The sequence below is a fragment of the Pantoea sp. PvP021 genome (genome assembly GCF_054056055.1).
Genome location: NZ_JBSRXX010000006.1, coordinates 128,717 through 151,414 on the forward strand (window position 1 = coordinate 128,717; position 22,698 = coordinate 151,414).

The 22,698-nt window shown below is 54.9% G+C and carries 19 protein-coding genes, 1 tRNA gene and 1 other RNA gene; 14 read left to right on the plus strand and 7 right to left on the minus strand.

The genetic code is table 11. The annotated features are described in order from the left end of the window. Window positions 1-121 precede the first annotated feature (121 nt). A complete protein-coding gene (locus tag ACVKSX_RS16560) occupies window positions 122-1,090 on the plus strand; it encodes a VirK/YbjX family protein (protein ID WP_022624830.1) in 969 nt (322 codons plus the stop codon). Window positions 1,091-1,098: 8 nt separating this feature from the next. Here ACVKSX_RS16560 and ACVKSX_RS16565 read toward each other — a convergent pair whose 3' ends face one another. The 6 genes from ACVKSX_RS16565 to ACVKSX_RS16590 all read right to left on the minus strand — a co-directional run bounded on the left by ACVKSX_RS16565 (window position 1,099) and on the right by ACVKSX_RS16590 (window position 8,339). Next, the gene (locus ACVKSX_RS16565; RefSeq protein WP_003848030.1) at window positions 1,099-1,461 is read right to left on the minus strand and encodes a YibL family ribosome-associated protein; all 363 of its coding nucleotides are present in this window, start codon (window positions 1,459-1,461) and stop codon (window positions 1,099-1,101) included. Window positions 1,462-1,564: 103 nt separating this feature from the next. Continuing rightward, complete coding sequence (mtlR, locus tag ACVKSX_RS16570; protein ID WP_171820345.1) at window positions 1,565-2,110, minus strand: mannitol operon repressor MtlR; 546 nt, start codon at window positions 2,108-2,110, stop codon at window positions 1,565-1,567. 64 nt (window positions 2,111-2,174) lie between these two features. Further along, window positions 2,175-3,323: a mannitol-1-phosphate 5-dehydrogenase gene (mtlD, locus tag ACVKSX_RS16575; protein WP_010257450.1), complete on the minus strand. Its 1,149-nt coding sequence runs from the start codon at window positions 3,321-3,323 to the stop codon at window positions 2,175-2,177. A gap of 96 nt (window positions 3,324-3,419) precedes the next feature. After that, the gene (locus tag ACVKSX_RS16580) at window positions 3,420-5,354 is read right to left on the minus strand and encodes a PTS mannitol transporter subunit IICBA (protein ID WP_010671638.1); all 1,935 of its coding nucleotides are present in this window, start codon (window positions 5,352-5,354) and stop codon (window positions 3,420-3,422) included. 432 nt (window positions 5,355-5,786) lie between these two features. Continuing rightward, the gene (locus tag ACVKSX_RS16585) at window positions 5,787-6,503 is read right to left on the minus strand and encodes a DUF3053 domain-containing protein (protein WP_010671639.1); all 717 of its coding nucleotides are present in this window, start codon (window positions 6,501-6,503) and stop codon (window positions 5,787-5,789) included. A 237-nt stretch (window positions 6,504-6,740) separates the two neighbouring features. Then, entirely contained in the window at window positions 6,741-8,339 is a 1,599-nt protein-coding gene (locus ACVKSX_RS16590; RefSeq protein WP_061901888.1) for a gamma-glutamyltransferase family protein, read from the minus strand. Between the two features lie 734 nt (window positions 8,340-9,073). Here ACVKSX_RS16590 and ACVKSX_RS16595 point away from each other — a divergent pair. After that, the gene (locus ACVKSX_RS16595; RefSeq protein ID WP_010257438.1) at window positions 9,074-9,370 is read left to right on the plus strand and encodes an HTH-type transcriptional regulator; all 297 of its coding nucleotides are present in this window, start codon (window positions 9,074-9,076) and stop codon (window positions 9,368-9,370) included. Between the two features lie 41 nt (window positions 9,371-9,411). Here ACVKSX_RS16595 and ACVKSX_RS16600 read toward each other — a convergent pair whose 3' ends face one another. After that, the gene (locus ACVKSX_RS16600) at window positions 9,412-10,005 is read right to left on the minus strand and encodes an HD domain-containing protein (RefSeq protein WP_010257434.1); all 594 of its coding nucleotides are present in this window, start codon (window positions 10,003-10,005) and stop codon (window positions 9,412-9,414) included. 62 nt (window positions 10,006-10,067) lie between these two features. Between ACVKSX_RS16600 and ACVKSX_RS16605 the strand changes: the two genes are divergently transcribed. The 12 genes from ACVKSX_RS16605 to bcsQ all read left to right on the plus strand — a co-directional run bounded on the left by ACVKSX_RS16605 (window position 10,068) and on the right by bcsQ (window position 22,670). Then, a complete protein-coding gene (locus tag ACVKSX_RS16605; protein WP_010671641.1) occupies window positions 10,068-10,532 on the plus strand; it encodes a MarR family winged helix-turn-helix transcriptional regulator in 465 nt (154 codons plus the stop codon). Window positions 10,533-10,627: 95 nt separating this feature from the next. Next, a complete protein-coding gene (locus ACVKSX_RS16610; protein WP_010257431.1) occupies window positions 10,628-11,056 on the plus strand; it encodes an organic hydroperoxide resistance protein in 429 nt (142 codons plus the stop codon). 321 nt (window positions 11,057-11,377) lie between these two features. After that, window positions 11,378-13,069, plus strand: coding sequence for a kdo(2)-lipid A phosphoethanolamine 7''-transferase (gene eptB / locus ACVKSX_RS16615; protein WP_010257429.1), 1,692 nt, complete (start codon window positions 11,378-11,380; stop codon window positions 13,067-13,069). Window positions 13,070-13,194: 125 nt separating this feature from the next. Continuing rightward, window positions 13,195-13,271, plus strand: a tRNA-Pro gene (locus ACVKSX_RS16620). A 33-nt stretch (window positions 13,272-13,304) separates the two neighbouring features. Then, window positions 13,305-13,434, plus strand: a non-coding RNA gene (locus tag ACVKSX_RS16625) — RtT sRNA. A gap of 1,209 nt (window positions 13,435-14,643) precedes the next feature. Further along, window positions 14,644-16,254 carry a dipeptide ABC transporter periplasmic-binding protein DppA gene (gene dppA, locus ACVKSX_RS16630; protein WP_010671642.1) on the plus strand — a complete coding sequence of 537 codons (1,611 nt, stop codon included), beginning with the start codon at window positions 14,644-14,646 and terminating at the stop codon, window positions 16,252-16,254. Between the two features lie 171 nt (window positions 16,255-16,425). After that, complete coding sequence (gene dppB, locus ACVKSX_RS16635; protein ID WP_010257427.1) at window positions 16,426-17,445, plus strand: dipeptide ABC transporter permease DppB; 1,020 nt, start codon at window positions 16,426-16,428, stop codon at window positions 17,443-17,445. Window positions 17,446-17,454: 9 nt separating this feature from the next. Next, window positions 17,455-18,357 (plus strand): dipeptide ABC transporter permease DppC, encoded by a 903-nt coding sequence (gene dppC, locus ACVKSX_RS16640; RefSeq protein WP_010671643.1) that lies wholly within the window; start codon window positions 17,455-17,457, stop codon window positions 18,355-18,357. Between the two features lie 12 nt (window positions 18,358-18,369). After that, entirely contained in the window at window positions 18,370-19,356 is a 987-nt protein-coding gene (gene dppD, locus ACVKSX_RS16645; protein ID WP_010257423.1) for a dipeptide ABC transporter ATP-binding protein, read from the plus strand. Next, a complete protein-coding gene (gene dppF, locus ACVKSX_RS16650) occupies window positions 19,346-20,368 on the plus strand; it encodes a dipeptide ABC transporter ATP-binding subunit DppF (RefSeq protein ID WP_010671644.1) in 1,023 nt (340 codons plus the stop codon). Before dppD ends, dppF begins: the two co-directional genes overlap by 11 nt. A 917-nt stretch (window positions 20,369-21,285) precedes the next feature. Next, on the plus strand, window positions 21,286-21,876 hold the full coding sequence (bcsO, locus tag ACVKSX_RS16655) for a cellulose biosynthesis protein BcsO (RefSeq protein WP_060681435.1): 591 nt from the start codon (window positions 21,286-21,288) through the stop codon (window positions 21,874-21,876). After that, entirely contained in the window at window positions 21,867-22,670 is an 804-nt protein-coding gene (gene bcsQ / locus ACVKSX_RS16660) for a cellulose biosynthesis protein BcsQ (protein ID WP_022624838.1), read from the plus strand. The genes bcsO and bcsQ overlap by 10 nt, the downstream gene beginning before the upstream one ends. Window positions 22,671-22,698 lie beyond the last annotated feature (28 nt).

Here is a 22,698-nt window from a genome sequence, read left to right on the forward strand (position 1 = left end):
AAAAATAAACGGATCTCGCTTTTTTAACCGCCGCGCTTTTAACCTTCTGCCACATTAACACGCCGTTGATACTCGTTGTCTTATGCTCAGTGACATTCCTGCTCACTGTGTGTCGATGACTATGTCAATTATAACTACTCACGAAACCACGACCGATTCTTCTGCATCGCTTTTTTTTCAGTTAATTAGCGGAAAATACGTTCCGAATAAACTCTGGATAAGTAAACGTTTCCGGCTGAAATTTGTGTTAAGAACCTTAATATCGCCGCTGACTACGCTGCGTTATCTGGATGAGCTGTCGCATTTACCGCAACTCCCTCTGTTGATGAGTACCCAGGGATTGCTGCCAGCCAAGCTGCACCGGCCCTATCTGCGCTCAGGGTTGAGCATTGCTGCGCGCGCGCAGGCGATACTTGATCATTACAGCCTGATGAATAATCTGGAAAACCCTGCGCTGCGTCAGCTGCTGCAAAGCGCCACGGATAATCCGCTGGCCACGCTGACCGGTAAAAATGGCGAATCCTTTTTACTTTCCTGCAGTTCCGGTTATTTCGATCGGGAAGGGGAAGTGACGCTGGTATTACGTTATAACGACGAAATTATTGCTTCACTTTCATTTTCAATTCTCAATGAAAATAACCAGCGCACATTATTAATTGGCGGATTACAGGGTCCGCGGAAACATATCAATAATGAGGTTATCCGCGAGGCGACCAAAGCGGCGCAGGGTCTCTTTCCGAAACGCCTGTTAATGGAAGCGGTATTTATTGTGGCGAAGCAGTGCGGCGTGGAGAATATTCTGGCGGTAGGCGATGAGACTCATGTCTTTCGCAGCCTGCGCTATCGCCACAGCAAAGGGGATAAGTTCTTTGCCAGCTACAGTGAATTCTGGCTGTCGCTGAGTGGGGAGGCGCGCAGGGATGGGATGTTTATCCTGCCGCTGAGCCTGCCGCGCAAAACGCTGGAGGAGATTGCCAGTAAGAAGCGGGCTGAATATCGTCGCCGCTATGAACTGCTGGATGCGCTGGCGGAGCAGGTCTATGCCGCCGCCGGCGAACGCAAAGCCGATGTCGATCAGGCTGCTGCCTGATCGACCCGTCAGAATGCGGTTTTGGCGAAGCCGGTCATTGCTGTCAGCCCCATCTCACGTCCCAGCGCGGTCATTGGATGCACCACGACCAGGCCGCGCACGCTTTTCTTCAGCGCGCCCAGATTTGCCTGCTCTTTCTTAGTAATTTCGCGGCTGAAGCCCATTTTTTGCAGCTTCTGCGCCTCGGCACTGAGTTTTTCAACCCGCTGACCGCGCAGACGCTCAATCTCAATGACCAGCGCTTCTTTCTCTTTCAGCAACGCGCCCAGTTTCTCGACATCACCCGATTCCAGTAACTGCGGCTCTTTGCGGTTTAATGCGTCCAGCTTATCGCTGAGAAGTTTGATTTCGTTCTTTTCTTGCTCTTTCATGACAACAACTCGTTGAGGAAAACAGGCCAAGGATACACCAAATCTGGCGCATATTCCCGCTCAGGTTAAGACGAAAAAGGTGCCGTGATGGCGCCTGACAGGATTAGCTGCCGGACTTTTTAAACGCCTGCTTCATACTGATGCGGGCGATCAGCTCGGTTAGCGACAGGACCATGGTGGATCGCACCATCTGCAGATAGCGCTGCTGCTGCATGCTGCGCAGCTCTGCATCTTCGGTGTGAAACACCGGTGCGGGCGGCCAGGCGGTGACGCAGTGCAGTTCACCAAACGGGCCAAGGATCTCATCGTCGGTAAAACGATAATCACCGCTGTCGTGATTCAGCTCTTCGCGCAGCGCCAGCAGCAGTTCACCATCTTCATATTCGTGCCGGCTGATAACGCCAAGACCGTAAATCAGCTTCAGGCGAACCGAGAGTTCACCCAAAGGACCATCGCCCAGCAGCAGCGGTTCTACGGCATATTTCACCGCGTAGTCATCTTTACGGAAGACCTGCAGCACCAGCAGATTGACGGCTTCAGCCAATAGCTCAACGGCGGCGATCAGAAAGCTTCTCACCGAACGACCGGCGTTCAGGCGCTCAAGCACCCGGTTTTCAAAAGCCTGCTTCTCTTCCATTATTGCCTGCATGGGTTCAATACCGCCGTTGGGCGCAGGCGAACTGCGCCCGGCTTGCGTCACTAACACGCGCGCATTATGCCATAGCGTGCCAGGCGCTCACCACAGAAGCCACCACTTCGCTGTCAGCATCCAGACCTGAAACCTCAGCCAGTGTCGCCTGTGGGCCTTTTTCTGCCAGCAGCGTGGCCAGCTCCTGCGCCTGTGGGTCCTGGTCGCTGCGATAGTGCATCGCGGCGGCAATGCCCTGCACCAGGCTGGCGTGCGGTAAACCATACTCCAGCGTGCCCAGCGTCGGCTTGATCAGGCGATCGCCCGCGCTGAGTTTACGCAGCGGCTGACGACCCACACGCTCAACATCATCTTTCAGATAGGGGTTTTCAAAACGGCCCAGTATTTTCTGGATGTAGGCCGCATGTTTATCCGCCTCAAAACCGTAGCGCTTAATCAGCACCGCGCCGCTCTCTTCCATCGCCCCTTTCACCACGGCCCGGATTTTTTCATCGAGGATGGCGTCACGAATGGTCTGGTGGCCGGCCAGCTGGCCAAGATAGGCGGTAATCGCGTGACCGGTGTTCAGGGTAAAGAGTTTACGCTCAACAAATGCCATCAGGTTATCGGTCAGTTCCATACCCGGAATCGCAGGCAGGTCGCCTTTAAACTGAGTTTTATCGACGATCCATTCGCTGAAGGTTTCAACGGTCACTTCCAGCGGATCGGTGCTGCCCGCTTCAGACGGTGGCACGATGCGATCGACAGCGGAATCCACAAAGCCGACATGCTGCTCCAGCCAGGCGTGATACTGCTCCGGCAGCGCCTTCAGCACATGCTGTTTCAGCTGGCTGGTGCCGCGCACCATATTCTCACAGGCGATAATATTTAGCGGGCGGGTATTGCCGTTGTCGCTGCGTTTTGCCAGCCCTTTAGCCACACTGCCGGCAATACGCTCCAGAATCTGCGGGCCCACGGCGGTGGTAACGAGATCGACTTCAGAAACCAGGGTGATGATCTCATCGCTGGTGCTGTTTACCGCGCTGACGCCTTTAACGGTTTCTGTTTTGGCCTGCTCGCCAACTACATGAACGGGATACTCATGACGCGCGTTCAGTGCATCCAGCACCGTCTGATTCACATCAGCAAAAACCAGTTCGATACCTGCATCAGCCAGTAACTTGCCGATAAAGCCGCGACCAATGTTTCCTGCTCCGAAATGTAACGCTTTCATAATTTTTGACCCATATCAAATGACGATGGGGCGGGCAAACCCGCCCCAGGAAATCGGGACGGGCATGACCGCCCCAGGGAAAATAATTGCTATAAATTACGCGATTGCAGGCTTACCTGACAGCAGATCCAGTACTTCCTGCACGCTGGTGGTGTTCGCCAGCTTCTCAATCACGCTGTCATCATCCAGCGCATTGGTCAGGCTGGTGATCACCTGGATGTGCTCGTTGTTACGGGCAGCAATACCAATCACCAGGCGCGCCACATCCTCCGGCTCTTCACCGAACAGGACGCCTGCCGGATACTGACAGAACACCACGCCGGTTTTCAGCACGCGATCTTTCGCTTCGACCGTACCGTGCGGCACGGCAATCGACTCACCGAGATAGGTCGGCGTCAGTTTTTCACGCGCCAGCATCGCCTCAACGTATTCAGGCTCAACGTAACCGCCTTTCACCAGCTGTTCGCCCGCAAAGCGAATCGCCTGCTCTTTGTTACTGGCGGTCAGGCCGAGGAAGACGTTATCCGCACCCAGTTTAAACAGGTGTGCGTTGCCTTCATCGTAGCTGTCAGAGAGCGCGGTATTCACCGTTTGACGATGCACGTCGCTGCGGTTAGCCGCCACCAGACGCTCGGTCAGAGTGCTGTAGAGCGCGCTGTCGAGGAAGTTGTTCAGCGAGATATGCTGCGCATGCGGAGCCTGGCGGATGGCGCGTTCAGTCAGATCACGATGGGTAATCACCAGATCGACATCACCCGGCAGGGCGTTGATCGCGGTATTGGTCACCGACACATTGCTCAGCCCGGCGTCCTGCACTTTCTTACGCAGTACGCCTGCACCCATCGCGCTGGAACCCATACCGGCATCACAGGCGACGATGATTTTACGCACGTGATGCAGTTCAACGCTCATGGCATCGCTGGCGACTGGCGCACCCGCGCCGCTCTGGCCTTTAGACTGCGCTTTCATCTCATGCATGCGCTGGGTCGCGGCTTCGATATCGTCATCTTCTTTGACTTTGCTGGTTTTCAGCAGGATAGCAGACACCACGAAGGAGACGGCGAAGGCGGCAGCGATAGCAGCGATGTTCGCGAAGTAGGCCCCTTTTGGCGTCATTGCCAGCACCGCCAGGATTGAACCCGGTGAGGCAGGAGAGACCAGGCCACCGTTCAGCACCGTCAGCGTGAAGACGCCGGTCATACCGCCAAGGATAACCGCCAGCAGCAGGCGAGGAGCCATCAGCACATACGGGAAGTAGATCTCATGGATGCCGCCAAGGAAGTGGATGATTGCCGCACCGCCCGCAGACTGTTTAGCACTGCCACGACCAAAGAACATATAGGCCATCAGCACGCCCATACCCGGACCCGGGTTGGCTTCGATCAGGAAGAAAATGGATTTGCCGGCTTCACTAGCCTGCTGGATACCAAGCGGCGAGAAGATACCGTGGTTAATGGCGTTGTTCAGGAACAGGATTTTCGCGGGTTCGACGAAGATCGAGGTCAGTGGCAGCAGGTTGTTCTGCACCATCAGATTCACGCCCGCGGCGAGAATGTGTGACAGACCTTCTACCAGCGGACCGATCGCCAGGAACGCCAGCAGTGCCAGTATCATCCCGATAATACCGGCCGAGAAGTTGTTGACCAGCATCTCGAAGCCGCTTTTGATTTTGCCGTCAATCGCCCGGTCAAACGACTTGATTGCCCAGCCGCCCAGCGGACCAGCAATCATCGCACCGAGGAACATCGGCATATCCGCACCGACAATCACACCCATGGTGGTAATGGCACCGACCACGCCGCCGCGATCGCCGCCCACCAGACGCCCACCGGTGAAACCGATCAGCAGTGGCAGCAGGTAGGTAATCATCGGGCCAACCAGTTTGGCCAGCGTTTCGTTAGGGATCCAGCCAGTTGGAATAAACAGTGCGGTGATGATACCCCAGGCGATAAACGCCCCGATGTTTGGCATCACCATATTACTCAGAAAGCGACCAAAGCTTTGTACTTTGACCTTCACTGATGAGGACATAAACCCACCCCTTATTGAGACGCGCTGCAATAGGAGAGCGCGCTTGTTTTTGTTTAGCCACCCCGACCCAAAGCCGGTGGTATTACTGTATGCACGCGGACTCTATCACGCGAATTTGACGCTGCGTAGCGTGCGGGGTAAGTGTGATCTACATCACTGATTAAGGGTGGTGGCAGGGGTGATTAGCGTGATTTTGATCACACTTTAAGGCGTAGCTCAGGCTCAGTTGGCTGATTTTTAGACGGGGGGGCCGGTTATCTGTGAGGTGAATCACACTTGTTTGACGTTGATTTGTTATATATCTGTGACTTAGATCACAAACTATTTTTGGTCGAAAATGCGCCAGATCACACTTCATTCAGCGGGTGATTGGGTGGGAGGAGAAAAGAGAGTGGGACGGGCAGACGATTAGCGCCTGCCCGTAAAGCGGATTTACTGCAGACCACCCTGGACGGCAGCCTGTGCCTGAGGAAGCGCCTGCGAATTGGCGGATAAAGTGCTCATCAGCGCGTTATATTGCGAAGCCTGATCCTGAGTCGGGAACTGCACGCCGCCATCATTGAAGCTGACACGGGTTCCCTGCGTTTGCAGGAAATCGCCGGTCTGCACTGCACCCTGACTCAGCGCCTGGAGTTTTGGCAGCAGAGGAATCAGCTGATTAGCGGGCACCGTCACCACTTTGTTATAGGCGGTGTCGTAGACTTTTTTCAGGTCATCCGGCTGCTTCAGGGTCGCTTTGCTGCTGTCCGCCTGCATTTTGGCGCTTTCAATCTGCTGGGTGACGATCACCAGTGCGCTGGTCGCCTGACGCAGGGAATCACGACGGCTGAGATAATCCTGCGGAACGCGAATGGCAGAAAGCTCATCCACCACCGGACGCATACCCTGTTCAACCGCTTTGTTCGCCTGCTGCGAGAAGCCATACATAATGGCGTAATCGCTGGCGAAGTTGCCAAAGCTCTGCTTCTGGTTTTCGCTGAGGCTGGGCAGATGCTCGCCGCTGCGCATCACAGTGTTCTGGAGAAAATCGATAAATGCTTTGCGCTGCTCGCCTTCTTTATCACCGCATGCGGTGAGTTGCAGCACGATCAGCGCGCCAGCGAGCATAATGCCGCCACGTGCCATAAGGCGTGTAAGTCCTGAAGCCATAGGGTCAACTCCTGTCGGTGATACTGTCAGATGTCCAGGTAGGAATGGCCTAAAGAATAGAACAAACCCGAGCCACGGCACAACGTGAAACCACCTGTGAAACAGATGCTTTCTGAAACGCCGGTTACAGAATGGGACCGCCTGCGCCTCAGGGCGTGCTGCATTCCCTGCCATCGCAGGCTTCAGCGCGCAGAGATGAAGGAGGGGCTGAGCAGTCTGACGCTCACTGCCGCGACCTTAAAACACCACCGCCTGACCATCTTTGCGACTCTCACTGGCCGCAATGTAGAAGCCCTGCGGATCGCGCACTATCGCCTGCGCGCCACCAAAATTGTAATTACTCAGGGGATCTTCCAGTACCACGTTGTGGCCCATACGGCGCAGTGTGCTCAGGGTATTGCGATCGAGGGTTGATTCAAACACCACCTCGCGTCCCTGCACCACGCGCCAGCGCGGCGCATCAATCGCGGCCTGCGGATTCTGCTGGTGCAGCATAATGCGCAGCGCCAGCTGGAGGTGTCCCTGCGCCTGCATCGGGCCGCCCATCACGCCAAACGCCATCAGCGGCTGGCCCTGCTGATCCCGCGCAAAGGCCGGAATGATGGTATGAAACGGCCGCTTACCGGCCGCCACGACGTTGGGATGGTCTGGATCGAGTGAAAAGCCCGCGCCCCGGTTCTGCAGGCTGATGCCGGTATCGGGTACCACCACGCCGGAGCCAAATCCCATGTAGTTAGACTGAATGAATGAGACCATCATGCCGCTGGCATCACCGGCGGCGACATACACTGTGCCGCTTTGCTGAGGTGATCCAAAGCGGAAATCTCCCGCCTTGTCAGGATCAATTAACGCTGCCCGCTGGCGAATATAGTCGTTGCTGAGCAGGTGTTCCGCCGGAAATTCGAGATGATCTTCATCGGTGACATAACGGTCCAGATCAACCAGCGCCAGTTTCATCGCCTCGATGGAGAGATGCAGCCACTGCGGCGAATCCGGTGCATAGCGGTTGATTTCCCACTCTTCCAGAATGCCAAGTGCAATTAAGGTCGCAATGCCCTGACCATTCGGCGGCAGCTCCTGCACCGATCCTCCGGCAAACGGACGCGACAGCAGGGTAACCCAGTCGGCACGATGGTTTTTCAAATCCTCCAGCGTCAGGGCCGCGCCATGCTCACGGGCGAAGGCTGTCATCTTTTGCGCCAGTGCGCCGCGGTAAAAGCTTTCGCCCTGAGTCTCAGCGATTTCCTGCAAGGTGCGGGCCTGAGCCGGATTGCGGAACAGCTCGCCAGCACGAGGCGGACGACCCTGCGGCGCAAAGCAGTCGCTAAAGCCAGGTTGATCCCGCAGCTTGTCATAGCCGCGCTGCCACAGCTGACCAATCAGCGGTGAAACCGGAAAGCCATGGCGCGCATAGTCAATTGCCGGTTGTGCCAGGGTGGTCAGCGGTAAGGTGCCAAAGCGCTGTGCCAGTGTGACCCATGCCGAGACGGCCCCTGGCACAGTGACGGATTCCCAGCCGGTTTCAGGCATCGCACTAAAATCGGCAAAGCGTTCGGGATGCCACGCGGCTGGCGATCGGCCTGAGGCGTTTAACCCATGCAGCTCGCTGCCATCCCAGACAATGGCAAACGCATCGCTGCCGATGCCGTTTCCGGTTGGCTCCAGCACGGTTAAGGCGATGGCGGTGGCGATAGCCGCATCCACGGCGTTTCCACCCTGTTGCAGCATCCGTAAACCCGCCTGCGCCGCCAGCGGTTGAGAGGTTGCGACGGCATTACGACCCATCATCGGTACACGATGAGAAGGGTATCCGACGTTAAAATCTGTTTCTCGCATCGCTTTTCCTTACAGAGGTCAGGTATGGGTTTTGCCCGTCGTCAGTGCGTTATCACGGGGCTGCACTTTTACCGCGCATCAGGTCGATAGTTGCCGGGTAACTGCACCGGCATGAGGCGCCAGCCGTTTCGTTAAGATGACTGTTGATTAATCTGGCGACAGAGCGCCGTTAAGAATAAAAGATTTACCCGCTCTGCACTGTGAGCCGCCGCGCGCCAGGCCTCAGGCCCCAACCAGGACTATTCTTAATTTAATAAGATCAGTGAATATATGTGTTCAGGAAGTAAACCATTGGCGTATATTTTGCACTCACTACCTGAAGAGGTGTATTGCCTCACAGAAATGAGAATATGCCAGCAAAAAGCTTGATGGCATCCACATAAATAGCAAACACCATTTGATTTTTTTGCCCACACCGAAGGCACAAAACTCAACTGCCTCAGCGGGTTAGAGGCGCTGGAACTTTTCCGGCAAACCATAGTTAAAAAAATAATTATAAATTGCGCGGCAAATAGTCAGGTATCTATCCATACTTAGTCTCCCGGCATTTGTTGCATTGACCTGACATCTTTAAAGCAGTGCACCGCAGGCTGTGTCCCGTAATGGTTTCTCTCATAACAAAAATAAACCCTTGCGGGATCCAGCCTGAAACAGGCCCGGTTTCAGAGTCCTGACTTCAGGCTCGTACCTCTCTACTTTCACGTGCTTCATAGCGAGTTTTTAAGGAGTTCTCTATGGAATTAAAAGACCCGATGTTTGAATTGCTCAGCAGCCTTGAGCAGATTGTTTTGACACGTGATGATCGCGCCGCCGAGTTACTTATTCAGCGTCAGCAACCCGCCCAGCCAGAGCCGCAGCGTCTGCGTGAAATGACCGGCATGCAGGTTGATGAGTTTGCAAAAGTAATGGGCGTGAGCGTTTCTTCCGTGAAAAGCTGGGAAGCCCGGCGTACCCGTCCTTCCGCGACGGCGCAGAAATTGATGAAGTTATTACATGCCAATCCCTATCTGGGACGGCAGTTGCTTGAATAAACTGATATCACGAAAAGAACCCGCCGCTGGCGGGTTTTTTATTAGCGTAATTCGCTGTATTTAGCCGCCTGTCTGGCAAACCAGCTCTCCGGCACGCTATAGGGCGGCTCCCGCAACTGTGCGAGTCCGCTTTCAATAATCATTGAAGCCTGCTGCCATAACTGCGCATCTCCCTGCTTCAGCAACTCAATCTGTATCTGCTTTTCAACCAGGTAGACCCGCGCAAAGTCGGGATCAAAACGCACAATCGCGCGGGTGTTATCGATGATGTCAGCCAGTTTGATGGTTTGTGCCTCAGGACTGGCGCTGGCTGTATGGCGGAAGTGCGCCAGTTTACGGGCCGTCCGATTTTTTGCCCCAGCGGGTGCACTGTTGGTCAGCATCTCTACCAGGCTTGCCACGCGCGTACCAAAGTGCGTTTCGATATCGCTCTGTGTGGTTGCGGTATCTTCTACGGTATCGTGCAGCCAGGCTGCCGCTAACAACGCGTCGTCATGGCTGACGCTGCGCACCAGTTCCACCACCGCTGCCGGATGAACAATATAAGGCTCATCGGTATATTTGCGGCGCTGTCCGGCACTGGCATGTGCCTCGGTGGCGAAGCGACGCGCCTGTTCTTCCAGTGAATCCTGCATGCCTTTCCCCCTGACAAAAAGTTTGCTTGCAATTATCTAGCGCGCTATCTATATTATTAACCATGAATTGTGATCAAGATGACAAAAAAGTGAAAACGATGCCACTGTTGGTCGATCAGCACCTCTGCTTTGCGCTTTATTCTGCCAACCTGGCGATGAATAAAGTCTATCGTCAGTTGCTGAGCCAGCTCGACATCACCTATCCTCAATATCTGGTCATGCTGGTGTTGTGGCAGAAAGATGATGTCACGGTGTCAGAGATTGGCGAGCAGCTTTTTTTAGACTCGGCAACATTAACGCCACTTCTGAAGCGACTGGAAAGTGCAGGCCTGATTAACCGGCAGCGAACCCGTCAGGATGAACGCCAGGTTGCGGTGACGCTGACCGAAGCCGGGCAGGCGTTACGGGCCAGGGCTGAAGCCATTCCTGAAGCGGTCAAGTGTGCCACAGCCTGTGATGATGACGCTTTGCTGGCGCTGAAATTACAGCTGGATGGGTTGCGAGATAACCTGAATAAGTCACGATAAATATTGCTGACGGGTGCGCGGCACCCGTTAAACCTCACCGCCTGATTACGGCTGTATAAGTAGTGGGCGATTAAATAGCGTAACGGAGAAATGTCATGTCTTTAGAACAAGTGGTTTACCGCGCCAAAGCCAAAGCAACCGGTGGTCGTGATGGTCGTGCAACCTCTTCTGACGGTGTACTGGACGTGAAACTGGGCGTGCCAAAAGAGATGGGCGGTGCAGGCGGCGAAGTGACTAACCCGGAGCAGCTGTTTGCTGCGGGCTATTCTGCCTGCTTCCTGGGCGCGATGAAGTTTGTGGCGGGCCGTGACAAGATCACCATGCCAAAAGACGCCTGGATCGAAGGTGAAGTGGGTATCGGCCCTATCCCTGATGGTTTTGGTATTGAAGCGACCCTGAACATTCATCTGCCAGAGATGGATGAAGCAGAAGCGCAGAAGCTGGTTGATGCGGCACACATCGTTTGTCCTTACTCAAACGCCACCCGCAACAACATCGATGTCACGCTGAACATTATTCGCTAAGCGTGCTGCGGGCCTGAAATTATCAGGCCCGCACTTTTTTCCCTCTCTCATTTTCGCTCTCCTGCTGCTGTCTGCGACAGCCCACCTGGCCGTTCCTGTCCGCTGTGTACAAAAAATGTGCTAATCAGGTCGACAACGATTATTTTCTGGTCTATCAAACGCGACCATGTTTTACTGAGCCACCTCGCGTTATAGCCTGTAAATCCGTTCAGAATTTTCCTTCATCTTGTCCGGTCCGCTTATTCAGCGAACTCTGCCGCGTTTCGGCAGTCACATAAAAGATTTGGTCAAGCGCTTCACACCGGAGAAACACCTTTTTTCATGAATTACATTAAAACCCTGACTCAGCAGAAGTTATCGCTCTTGCTGGCGCTCTATCTCGGTATCTTATTGAATTTGCCGATTTTCTATCGTCGTTTTGACGGTTTTCTCAGGCACTCTACGGTTACGAACTGGCTGACTGCCGTCACCGAGGTAGTGGCCATTGTGGTGCTGACTTTCTTCCTGATGCGTCTGCTGTCGCTGGGAGGAAAGTGGTTTTATCGCGTGCTGGCCACGCTGATTGTGCTGATTTCGGTTGCCGCCGCCTATTACATGGCGTTTTTTAACGTGGTGATTGGCTACGGCATTGTGGCTTCGGTGATGACGACTGACACCGATCTCTCTAAAGAGGTGATTGGTTACCATTTCATCCTGTGGATGGTGCTGGTCAGCGCGCTGCCACTGCTGATGATCTGGCGCAATAAGCTGAGCATGACGCTGAATGAACAGCTGCGTACGCCGGGACAGCGCCTGAAACCTACCCTAATCATGCTGCTCTGCGTGGCACTGGTCTGGCTGCCGATTCGTTTTTTCGACAAGCTGCAGAAGCATAACGAAGAGATCACAAACATCGATCTGCCGAGTTACGGCGGTGTGGTGGCGCACTCTTATCTTCCTTCGAACTGGCTGGCGGCTGTGGGCCTGTTTGCCTGGACCCGTGTGGATGAGTCGCTGAACAGCCAGGAACTGCTGGATCCGGCGAAAAAGTTTACCTACGTCGCGCCTGCCGGGCTGGACGACACCTATGTGGTGTTTGTGATTGGCGAAACCACGCGCTGGGATCACATGGGGATGCTGGGTTATGAGCGTGACACGACGCCAAAGCTGTCGAAAGAGAAGAACCTGGTGGCGTTCCGGGGCGAGTCCTGTGATACCGCGACTAAGTTGTCACTGCGCTGCATGTTCGTGCGCGAAGGCGGCACTATGGATAATCCGGGGCGTACGCTGAAAGAGCAGAATGTGTTTGCGGTGATGAAAGAGCTGGGCTTCACCTCTGAGCTATTTGCGATGCAGAGCGAAGTCTGGTTCTACGACAACATCAATGCCAACAATTTTGCCTTCCGTGAGCAGATCGGTTCAGAGAAGCGTAATCAGGGCAAAGCGGTGGATGACATGCTGCTGGTGCCGGAGATGAAAGCGTCACTGGATCGTTTCCCGAAAGGTAAGCATCTGATTGTGTTGCACACCAAAGGTTCGCACTACCTCTATTCACAGCGTTATCCGCGCAGCTTCGCGAAATATCAGCCGGAGTGTATGGGCGTGGATGAGACCTGCAGCAAAGCGCAGTTGATCAACGCTTATGACAACTCGGTGCTGTATGTCGACAGCATGCTGGATAGCGTGCTGGATCAGCTGCGTGATAAGAAGGCGATTGTCTTCTATGCCGCCGACCATGGTGAGTCGATTAGCGAGAATATGCACCTGCATGGCACGCCGCGTGAGATGGCTCCGCCTGAGCAGTTCCGTGTGCCGATGATGGTCTGGGCGTCAGATAAGTATCTGGAAGACAGTCAGAACCGCAGCAACTTTGAGCGTCTGCAGGCGCAGCAGCGCGTGGGCCGGACCCATCGCCACGTTGAGTTGTTCGATACCATCCTGGGCTGTCTGGGTTACACCTCGCCAGATGGCGGCATTAACCCGGCCAACAACTGGTGTCAGGCACCGGGTAATGGTCAGGCTAAGCCGCTGTAATAGTGGTCGAAAAGTGTAAAGCAGGCGGCTGATTCCCGGTAACCGCGTGCTTTCCAGGCGATTGGCGGCAAAAGCATAAAAAGCGGTTGACGCTGATCGGGGGTAGCAGTAACATGCGCCCCCATCGGCGAGTAGCGCAGCTTGGTAGCGCAACTGGTTTGGGACCAGTGGGTCGGAGGTTCGAATCCTCTCTCGCCGACCATATTTAAGAAACCTGTCTGAAAAGACAGGTTTTTTTTCGTCTGAAGAAAAGAGGATGAGAACCTCCGAAGGAGGTTTGAGCCGAGCGTAGCGAGACAACGTTGCTTCAGCAACGGCCCGAAGGGCGCTGCTCGCAGAGCAGAGTCATCCTCTCTCGCCGACCATATTTAAGAAACCTGTCTGAAAAGACAGGTTTTTTTTCGTCTGTATAAAAGTGGATGAAAGGTACGGATTTACCGTTGAGCGGGCTTCAGGGAGCATACGCCAGGCAGACGCTGGGAGCCTCAGACGGCTAACAGATCCAAACCCGAGTGACGCTGACAGCAATGAACAATCTCAAGGCGAAGGGAACACGGGCAGAGGAGGAAAGCGTCCCACGCCATGGACGGCGTGGGCCGAGCGTCCATGGATGGTTTAAGCGCCTTTCCGATCTGACCGTGTTCCCGAAGCAGTCTCGATCTGACCGCTAAGCATTCACATTATTACCGCTGAGTGGGCTTCAGGGAGCATACGCCTTCCGCAAAGACGCAAAAACGCCATCCCTGGCAGGCTCAACGCAGGCGATTACGCACCTCATCCCTGAGGTGCGCCCGTAGCCGGGCCAACGCTTTGCGTTGTTCAAAAACGCTCCCGGCGTTTTTATCCGGGCGGCGCGATGCTTTGCTCCAGGCGTATGCTCCCTTCGCTTCACGTCTGGCAGACGCATCAGGTACTTATTTGGGAGCCTCAGACGGCTGACAGATCCAAACCTCAGCTGTCACCTTCCAGAAAGTTCCAGTTAACCCCATCCACCGCGCATTCTGTTTACCAGCCGTTGTTATCATCACTTACCCGCTGGCAGGCCTTGCCATATAAGAGATGCGATCATAATTCGCGACACATTCTTCTTATGACCGAAAGCGGCAACATGCTGATTTCTTATGCTTCTTTACCAGCATATTCCGCTGGATGAACGTCATAACGCACGGTGAATCGTTCAGTTATTCAACATTTGCCGGTAAAAGTTTTAAGTTTTTTAGCGGTGAGAATCACTAGCGATAGAACAGCCATCCAGCACAATGCACGGAAATCAGACCAGCAGCGCTGTGCATTGTATGGCTTTTAGGCCGAAAGGGTTTTTATTACCGTTGCATGCTATCCCTCACACTCTGTGTAAATAAGTAACCGTTGTATTGACGTTCTTTGCAACTGTTGACAAATTGATGCGTCAATAAACGCACAGTTACGGAATTTTCTGAATGCACCATCTGCATAAGAAAAAACAAAAAAAACGTAGCGTGCTTTAACCACCTGTTCGGTGGTACGCCTGAACCGCATAAAAAAATCAGAGGTCGGGCAATACACACAACATCACATCACAATGGAGCAAAAGCATGATCAACTCCCTGGCTAAATCCGGGATGCTGAAGGTCGGTCTGAGCCTGATTGCTATGACTGTCGCCGCCGGTGTTCAGGCAAAAACCCTGGTCTACTGTTCTGAAGGTTCTCCGGAAGGCTTTAACCCGCAGTTGTTCACCTCGGGCACCACCTACGATGCCAGCTCACGTCAGATCTACAACCGACTGGTTGAGTTCACTATCGGCACCACCGAACTGCACGCTGCGCTGGCAGAGAAGTGGGATGTCAGTGAAGACGGTAAAACTTACACCTTCCACCTGCGCAAAGGCGTGAAGTGGCAGACCACCAAAGATTTCAAACCGACGCGCGACTTTAATGCGGATGATGTGGTGTTCACCTTTGAGCGCCAGCTGGATAAAAACAACGCCTATCACGGCGTCTCCGGCGGCAGCTACGAATATTTCGAAGGCATGGACATGCCGAAGCTGATCAGCAAAATTGAAAAAGTGGACGAGAACACCGTGCGCTTTGTGCTGACGCGTCCTGAATCGCCGTTCCTTGCTGACCTTGGCATGGACTTCGCCTCGATTCTGTCGAAAGAGTACGCTGACAACATGCTGAAAGCGGGCACCCCGCAAAATGTCGACCTGAATCCGGTCGGTACCGGTCCGTTCCAGCTGCTGCAGTACCAGAAAGATTCGCGCATCCTTTACAAAGCTAACCCGGATTACTGGGGCACCAAGCCGAAAATTGATCGCTTAGTCTTCTCCATTACCCCGGATGCTTCAGTGCGTTACGCCAAGCTGCAGAAGGGCGAATGTCAGGTCATGCCCTATCCAAACCCGGCTGACATCGCGCGTATGAAGCAGGACAAAAACATCAACCTGTATGAGCAGGCTGGCCTGAACGTCGGCTATCTGTCGTACAACGTTGAGAAAAAACCGCTGGATAACCTGAAAGTGCGTCAGGCACTGACCATGGCGGTCAACAAAAAGGCGATTATCGAAGCCGTTTATCAGGGTGCAGGTCAGCCTGCTAAAAACCTGATCCCACCAACGATGTGGGGCTATAACGACGACGTAAAAGACTACGCCTACGATCCTGAGAAAGCCAAAGCGTTGCTGAAAGAAGCGGGCATGGCAGACGGCTTCTCAATCGACCTGTGGGCAATGCCGGTTCAGCGTCCTTACAACCCGAATGCGCGCCGCATGGCTGAGATGATCCAGAGCGACTGGGCGAAGATTGGCGTCAAAGCCAAAATCGTCACCTACGAGTGGGGCGAATATCTGAAGCGCGCCAAAGCAGGCGAGCACCAGACCGTCATGATGGGCTGGACCGGCGACAATGGGGATCCGGATAACTTCCTGGCCACCCTGTTCAGCTGTTCAGCGGCAAAAGATGGCTCTAACTACTCGCGCTGGTGTGATAAATCCTTTGAGGATCAGATTCAGCCAGCTCGCGCCACCGCCGATCAGGCGAAGCGCATCGAGTACTACAAGCAGGCACAGGTTGTGATGCATGACCAGGTACCGGCGCTGATGATCGCGCACTCAACGGTATACGAACCGGTCAGCAAGAAAGTCTCCGGGTACAAAGTCGATCCGCTGGGCGGACACTACTTTGCTCAGGTAGACATTAAAGAATAATTGTCGCCTTTTCCGGGGCGGCTGCGCGTCGCCCCGGCTTTATCTCCCTGTTTTACTGGAAACGGTAGAGGCGCAGCCTGTCTGCGTCGCGGTCGGGCCTACCCGATCGTCAGATGTAAGCAATAACTACCCTCGCGGCGACGGTCGCGCGGACAAGAGAGAACCCGGATTATGCTGCAGTTCATACTCCGACGTCTGGGCCTTGTCATCCCAACGTTTATCGGTATTACATTACTCACCTTCGCATTTGTTCACATGATCCCCGGCGATCCGGTACTGATCATGGCGGGCGAACGCGGTATTTCTCCTGAACGCCATGCACAGTTAATGGCGCTGTTAGGTCTGGATCAGCCTCTGTGGAAACAGTACCTGAACTACATTAACGGCGTATTACATGGTGACCTGGGCATTTCACTTAAGAGCCGCATCCCGGTCTGGGATGAGTTTGTTCCGCGCTTCAAAGCGACGCTGGAACTCGGCATCTGCGCCATGATATTTGCCGTGGCCATTGGTATCCCGGTTGGGGTCATGGCTGCCGTGAAGCGGGGGTCGATTTTCGATCACACCGCCGTGGGAATCTCACTGACCGGCTACTCCATGCCGATCTTCTGGTGGGGCATCATGCTGATCATGCTGGTCTCGGTACAGCTCAACCTGACGCCGGTTTCCGGGCGGGTCGGCGACACCGTCTTCCTGGATGACACCATGCCGCTGACCGGCTTTATGCTGATCGATACCTTCTTCTGGGGGGAGCCGGGCGACTTCCACGATGCGGTGATGCACATGATCCTGCCTGCCATCGTGCTCGGCACCATTCCGCTGGCGGTGATTGTGCGAATGACGCGATCGGCGATGCTCGAAGTGCTGGGTGAAGATTACATCCGTACTGCGCGTGCCAAAGGCCTGACGCGGATGCGCGTGATCGTGGTGCATGCGCTGCGAAACGCCATGCTGCCGGTGGTTACGGTGATCGGCCTGCAGGTCGGCACCTTGCTGGCCGGGGCGATTCTGACCGAAACCATCTTCTCGTGGCCGGGCCTGGGTCGCTGGCTGATTGAAGCGTTGCAGCGCCGTGACTATCCGGTGGTGCAGGGCGGGGTGCTGCTGACAGCAGTACTGATTATTGTGGTCAACCTGCTGGTTGATCTGCTGTATGGCGTGGTTAACCCGCGCATACGTCATAAGAAATAAGGGGGCATCATGTCTGTTGTTGATCCCGGCAGCGTTACCGTTGCACCCAAGCCGATGACCCCGTTTCAGGAATTCTGGCACTACTTTAAACGTAACAAGGGCGCCGTTGTGGGCCTGGTCTACATCATCATTGTGTTGCTGTGCGCCATTTTTGCCGATGTGCTGGCCCCGCATGCCCCTGCTGAGCAGTTCCGCGATGCGCTGCTGCATCCGCCGGTCTGGCAGGAAGGCGGCAGCTGGAGCTACATTCTGGGCACCGACGATGTAGGCCGCGATGTGCTGTCGCGTCTGATGTACGGCGCGCGCCTGTCGCTGCTGGTTGGCTGTCTGGTGGTGGTGCTGTCACTGATTTTCGGCGTGATATTTGGCCTGCTGGCCGGTTATCTCGGCGGCGTGGTCGATGCCATCATCATGCGTGTCGTTGATATCATGCTGGCGCTGCCCAGCCTGCTGCTGGCGCTGGTGCTGGTCGCCATCTTTGGCCCCTCGATCGTTAACGCCTCCATCGCGCTGACCTTTGTGGCGCTGCCTCACTATATCCGTCTGACCCGCGCGGCGGTGCTGGTGGAAGTGAACCGCGACTATGTGACCGCCTCAGGCGTGGCCGGTGCCGGTATGCTGCGCCAGATGTTTGTGAATATTCTGCCTAACTGCCTTGCACCGCTGATCGTGCAGGCTTCATTAGGTTTCTCCAACGCCATTCTCGATATGGCGGCGTTGGGCTTTCTCGGTATGGGTGCGCAACCGCCAACGCCGGAGTGGGGCACGATGCTCTCCGACGTCCTGCAGTATGCGCAAAGTGCCTGGTGGGTAGTGACCTTCCCTGGATTGGTCATTCTGCTTACCGTGCTGGCATTTAACCTGATGGGCGATGGTTTGCGTGATGCACTCGACCCGAAACTCAAGCAGTAAAGAGGCACCGAGATGGCGTTATTAAATGTAGACAAACTATCGGTGCATTTCGGCGACGATAAAGCACCGTTCCGCGCGGTTGACCGCATCAGTTATCAGGTTGAGCAGGGCCAGGTCGTGGGTATCGTGGGCGAGTCCGGCTCTGGTAAATCGGTGAGTTCCCTGGCGATCATGGGGCTGATCGATTTCCCCGGCAAGGTGATGGCTGAGAAGCTGGAGTTCAACCAGCGCGACCTGCAGAACATCTCCGAACGTGAGCGCCGCCAGCTGGTGGGCGCCGAAGTGGCGATGATTTTTCAGGACCCGATGACCAGCCTGAATCCCTGCTACACCGTAGGTTTCCAGATCATGGAAGCGATCAAGGTGCATCAGGGCGGCAATAAACGCACCCGGCGTCAGCGGGCGATCGACCTGCTGAATCAGGTTGGTATTCCCGATCCCGCGTCACGGCTCGATGTCTATCCGCACCAGCTGTCGGGCGGCATGAGCCAGCGTGTGATGATTGCCATGGCGATCGCCTGTCGGCCTAAGCTGTTAATCGCCGATGAGCCGACCACGGCGCTCGACGTGACCATTCAGGCGCAGATCATCGAACTGCTGCTGGAGTTGCAGCGGCAGGAGAACATGGCGCTGATCCTGATTACTCACGATCTGGCGTTAGTGGCAGAAGCGGCGCACCACATTATCGTGATGTATGCCGGTCAGGTGGTGGAAAGCGGTAAAGCGACCGATATCTTTAAGGCGCCGCGCCATCCTTATACGCAGGCGCTGCTGCGTGCGCTGCCGGAGTTCGCGGCCGATAAAGCACGCCTGGCTTCGCTGCCTGGCGTGGTACCGGGCAAGTATGACCGCCCGATTGGCTGTCTGCTTAATCCACGCTGTCCCTATGCGACTGACCTTTGTCGTCAGGAAGAACCTGAACTGCGCACCATTCCAGGACGCCAGTCCAAGTGTCACTATCCGCTGGACGATGCCGGGAGACCAACTTATGAGTCATGAAACCACTAAAGATCAGTTCCTGCTGCAGGCGATTGATCTGAAGAAGCACTACCCGGTGAAGAAGGGGCTGTTTGGTCAGGAGCGTCTGGTCAAAGCGCTGGATGGCGTCTCTTTTAATCTGGAACGCGGCAAAACGCTGGCGGTGGTAGGCGAGTCAGGCTGTGGTAAATCCACGCTGGGCCGCCTGCTGACGATGATTGAAACCCCGACCGAAGGGCAGCTTTACTGGCACGGTCAGGATCTGCTGAAACATGATCCCCAGGCGCAGAAGCTGCGTCGCCAGAAAATCCAGATCGTGTTCCAGAACCCGTACGGCTCACTCAATCCACGTAAAAAAGTAAGCCAGATTCTGGAAGAGCCGCTGGTGATTAATACCCAGCTGACCCGCGCGGAACGCCGCGAGAAGACGCTGGAGATGATGGCAAAAGTCGGCCTGAAAACCGAGCACTACGACCGCTACCCGCACATGTTCTCAGGCGGGCAGCGTCAGCGTATCGCCATCGCACGTGGGCTGATGCTCGATCCGGACGTCCTGATTGCCGATGAGCCGGTTTCGGCGCTCGACGTGTCGGTGCGTGCCCAGGTGCTTAACCTGATGATGGATCTGCAGCAGGATATGGGGCTTTCGTATGTCTTTATCTCGCACGATTTGTCGGTGGTGGAACACATTGCCGATGAGGTGATGGTGATGTATCTCGGCCGGTGCGTTGAGAAGGGCAGCAAAGAGGCGATTTTTGCCAACCCGCGCCATCCTTATACTCAGGCTTTGCTGTCAGCGACGCCGCGGCTTAATCCAGACGACCGTCGTGAGCGCATTAAGCTGACCGGCGAGCTGCCGAGCCCGCTCAATCCACCGCCGGGCTGCGCCTTTAATGCGCGCTGCCACCGACGTTTTGGCACCTGCGTGCAGTTGCAGCCGAAGCTGAAAAACTATGGCGGACAGGAGATTGCCTGCTTCGCGGTTGATCAGGATGAGAATCAACCGGTCGGCGTGGCAGAAAAGGTCAGCTGAGGATTGGCAGCGCATTCTGGTGTTTACAGACCGCACAAAATTGAAAGCGATGGGAGCACAGGCCTGTAGCAAAACTTTGCGCCCCCCGGACAAAAACGCCGGGAGCGTTTTTGAACAACGCAAAGCGTTGGCCCGGCTACGGGCGCACCTCAGGAATGAGGTGCGTACTAAAAAAACCGGGAGCGTTTTTGAACAACGCAACGCGTTGGCCCGGCTACGGGCGCCCCTCAGGGATGAGGTGCGTACTAAAAACGCCGGGAGCGTTTTTGAACAACGCAACGCGTTGGCCCGGCTACGGGCGCCCCTCAGGGATGAGGTGCGTAATCGCCCGCGCTGAGCCTGCCAGGGATGGCGTCTTTTGCGTCTTTGCGTAAGGCGTATGCCCGCCTGAGCCTGTTCGCGATCTTAACTCCCCAGCCGAAGGCTCTTTTCTGAAGCCTTTTTTTATCTCAACTCAGCTGCAAGCCGCACTGCTGGCAGGTCAGCGAGCACTTTCTGGTTATTCCTCCTCTTTTTCCGTTATCAGTCTTAACCTGTTTTCCTTCTGGCGATATTTGCAGTGAAAAAAGATAAAGAGCATCAATCACTTATGGCAGAAATGCGATTGTTTTGCGCCTGCGGCAGCCTGAACGCTCTTTGAAACGCTGTTTACAGGAGTCAGCCTGGCAGTGCCAGAGGTTGTAAGAGCGGTATTTTCAGAAAAATTATTAAAACAGGGCTAATGAATTTAACTTAAGTATTACTTATTAATTATCAGCGGTAATGACTCAGCAAAGGCTTTTTTCCGCCACTATTGAATCTTTATGATTAAACAATTTGATTGAAATTGCTTTTTTTGTAATCAGGTTTTTCTGACTGATATTAAAGGGATGTGTTATATTCCAGGAAAATTCCCACCTTGTTGCAGGCCATGGCCAATGAAGAATAATTACGATGATTTGCAGCGTTTTAAAGAGAAAACGCAAACGCTCGACATCGACTTTAAAGATATGTCTGGCCAGACGCAGGAAGCGGCGGAACACAGTAAATGGGCATTGATTCGCCAGCTGGCGAAAGAAGAACATCAGACCCCGTTTGGCGGCGGCGAGCGTATTGACCTGCCGCAACCTCAGCCGCTGCGTGGTGATGAGTTTACGGCTCCACCGCCTGGGGCACCGGCACGACATGCCGCACTCACTGCGCAACCGGCAATGGCAGCTCGCACCTCGATTCTCGATAGCCTGTCAGGCAGTAACCTGCCAGCAACCAGCACGACTGAACGCGGCCCTTCATCACTCTTTCCGCCACCGCCGCCACTGCAAAAAGTGGCCGTGGCTGAGCCTGCGACCCCGCTGCGTGCTGAGCCGGTCCGGCCTGCCACCGTGGCGGAGCTTCAGCCCGTCGTCGCACCTACCGCCACCCATTCTGAGCCAGGACGATTTGGTGCGCTGTTCCGCTCGCGCGAGATTAATCTGCCGAAAGAAACCTTACTCAAACCGTTACTGGAGAAGATTGCGCTATGCCATTAGTTTGTGTGTGCTCGCCGAAGGGGGGCGTGGGGAAAACCACGCTGGCGGCGAATCTGGCCTGGAGTCTGGCGCGTTCCGGTAGCAAAGTTCTGGCGATTGATTTTGATGTGCAGAATGCACTGCGTCTTCACTTTGGCGTGCCGCTTCATGATGGCCGCGGATTTGTGGCGCGCTCAGAAGAGCAGGCGGACTGGAGCCAGTCGATCCTCACCACCGGCGGCAATATCTTTGTGCTGCCCTATGGCGATGTCACGGAGCCGCAGCGCGAACGGTTCGAAGAGAACCTGATGAAAGATCCCCACTTTATTAAGCGCGGTCTGGATACGGTGCTCAATTATCCCGGTCTGGTGATCGTGGCTGATTTCCCGCCAGGCCCAGGCCCCGCCCTTAAAGCAATGACGACGCTGGCCGATATGCATTTAGTGGTGATGTTAGCCGATACCGCATCAGTATCGTTATTACCGCAGATTGAAGAGAACCGGATGATCGGTAAACCGCTCAATAATAAGCAGGGTCACTATTTTATCCTTAACCAGTGTGACAACCGCCGGAATATCAATCGCGATGTCACCGCGTTTATGCAGCAGCGCCTGGGCGATAATTTACTGGGCGTGGTTCACCGCGATGAAAGTGTGGGTGAAGCCAATGCTTCGCAGCAGTCTGTTTACGATTTCAGTCCCGCCTCCGCAGCGGCATTTGATATTGAACTGATCGCGAAAAGGGTCAGCAGCATTCTGAATATCACCGTGGGTAATGGCGAAGTTCAGGCTCCCATCCGCACAAACCACTTTTAGTCGGCTTCCGCCAGGCGACTGACTTACA

What these genes read in the sequence shown, in the direction of transcription:
- ACVKSX_RS16580 (WP_010671638.1), bottom strand. Translation starts at nt 5,354, where the DNA reads ATGTCCTCATCAGTGAAGGTCAAAGTACAAAGCTTTGGTCGCTTTCTG.
- ACVKSX_RS16560 (WP_022624830.1), top strand. Translation starts at nt 122, where the DNA reads ATGTCAATTATAACTACTCACGAAACCACGACCGATTCTTCTGCATCG.
- ACVKSX_RS16595 (WP_010257438.1), top strand. Translation starts at nt 9,074, where the DNA reads ATGGAATTAAAAGACCCGATGTTTGAATTGCTCAGCAGCCTTGAGCAG.
- ACVKSX_RS16585 (WP_010671639.1), bottom strand. Translation starts at nt 6,503, where the DNA reads ATGGCTTCAGGACTTACACGCCTTATGGCACGTGGCGGCATTATGCTC.
- eptB (WP_010257429.1), top strand. Translation starts at nt 11,378, where the DNA reads ATGAATTACATTAAAACCCTGACTCAGCAGAAGTTATCGCTCTTGCTG.
- ACVKSX_RS16605 (WP_010671641.1), top strand. Translation starts at nt 10,068, where the DNA reads ATGAATTGTGATCAAGATGACAAAAAAGTGAAAACGATGCCACTGTTG.
- ACVKSX_RS16565 (WP_003848030.1), bottom strand. Translation starts at nt 1,461, where the DNA reads ATGAAAGAGCAAGAAAAGAACGAAATCAAACTTCTCAGCGATAAGCTG.
- ACVKSX_RS16600 (WP_010257434.1), bottom strand. Translation starts at nt 10,005, where the DNA reads ATGCAGGATTCACTGGAAGAACAGGCGCGTCGCTTCGCCACCGAGGCA.
- mtlR (WP_171820345.1), bottom strand. Translation starts at nt 2,110, where the DNA reads ATGCAGGCAATAATGGAAGAGAAGCAGGCTTTTGAAAACCGGGTGCTT.
- ACVKSX_RS16590 (WP_061901888.1), bottom strand. Translation starts at nt 8,339, where the DNA reads ATGCGAGAAACAGATTTTAACGTCGGATACCCTTCTCATCGTGTACCG.
- dppA (WP_010671642.1), top strand. Translation starts at nt 14,644, where the DNA reads ATGATCAACTCCCTGGCTAAATCCGGGATGCTGAAGGTCGGTCTGAGC.
- dppB (WP_010257427.1), top strand. Translation starts at nt 16,426, where the DNA reads ATGCTGCAGTTCATACTCCGACGTCTGGGCCTTGTCATCCCAACGTTT.
- bcsQ (WP_022624838.1), top strand. Translation starts at nt 21,867, where the DNA reads ATGCCATTAGTTTGTGTGTGCTCGCCGAAGGGGGGCGTGGGGAAAACC.
- mtlD (WP_010257450.1), bottom strand. Translation starts at nt 3,323, where the DNA reads ATGAAAGCGTTACATTTCGGAGCAGGAAACATTGGTCGCGGCTTTATC.
- bcsO (WP_060681435.1), top strand. Translation starts at nt 21,286, where the DNA reads ATGAAGAATAATTACGATGATTTGCAGCGTTTTAAAGAGAAAACGCAA.
- dppD (WP_010257423.1), top strand. Translation starts at nt 18,370, where the DNA reads ATGGCGTTATTAAATGTAGACAAACTATCGGTGCATTTCGGCGACGAT.
- dppC (WP_010671643.1), top strand. Translation starts at nt 17,455, where the DNA reads ATGTCTGTTGTTGATCCCGGCAGCGTTACCGTTGCACCCAAGCCGATG.
- dppF (WP_010671644.1), top strand. Translation starts at nt 19,346, where the DNA reads ATGAGTCATGAAACCACTAAAGATCAGTTCCTGCTGCAGGCGATTGAT.
- ACVKSX_RS16610 (WP_010257431.1), top strand. Translation starts at nt 10,628, where the DNA reads ATGTCTTTAGAACAAGTGGTTTACCGCGCCAAAGCCAAAGCAACCGGT.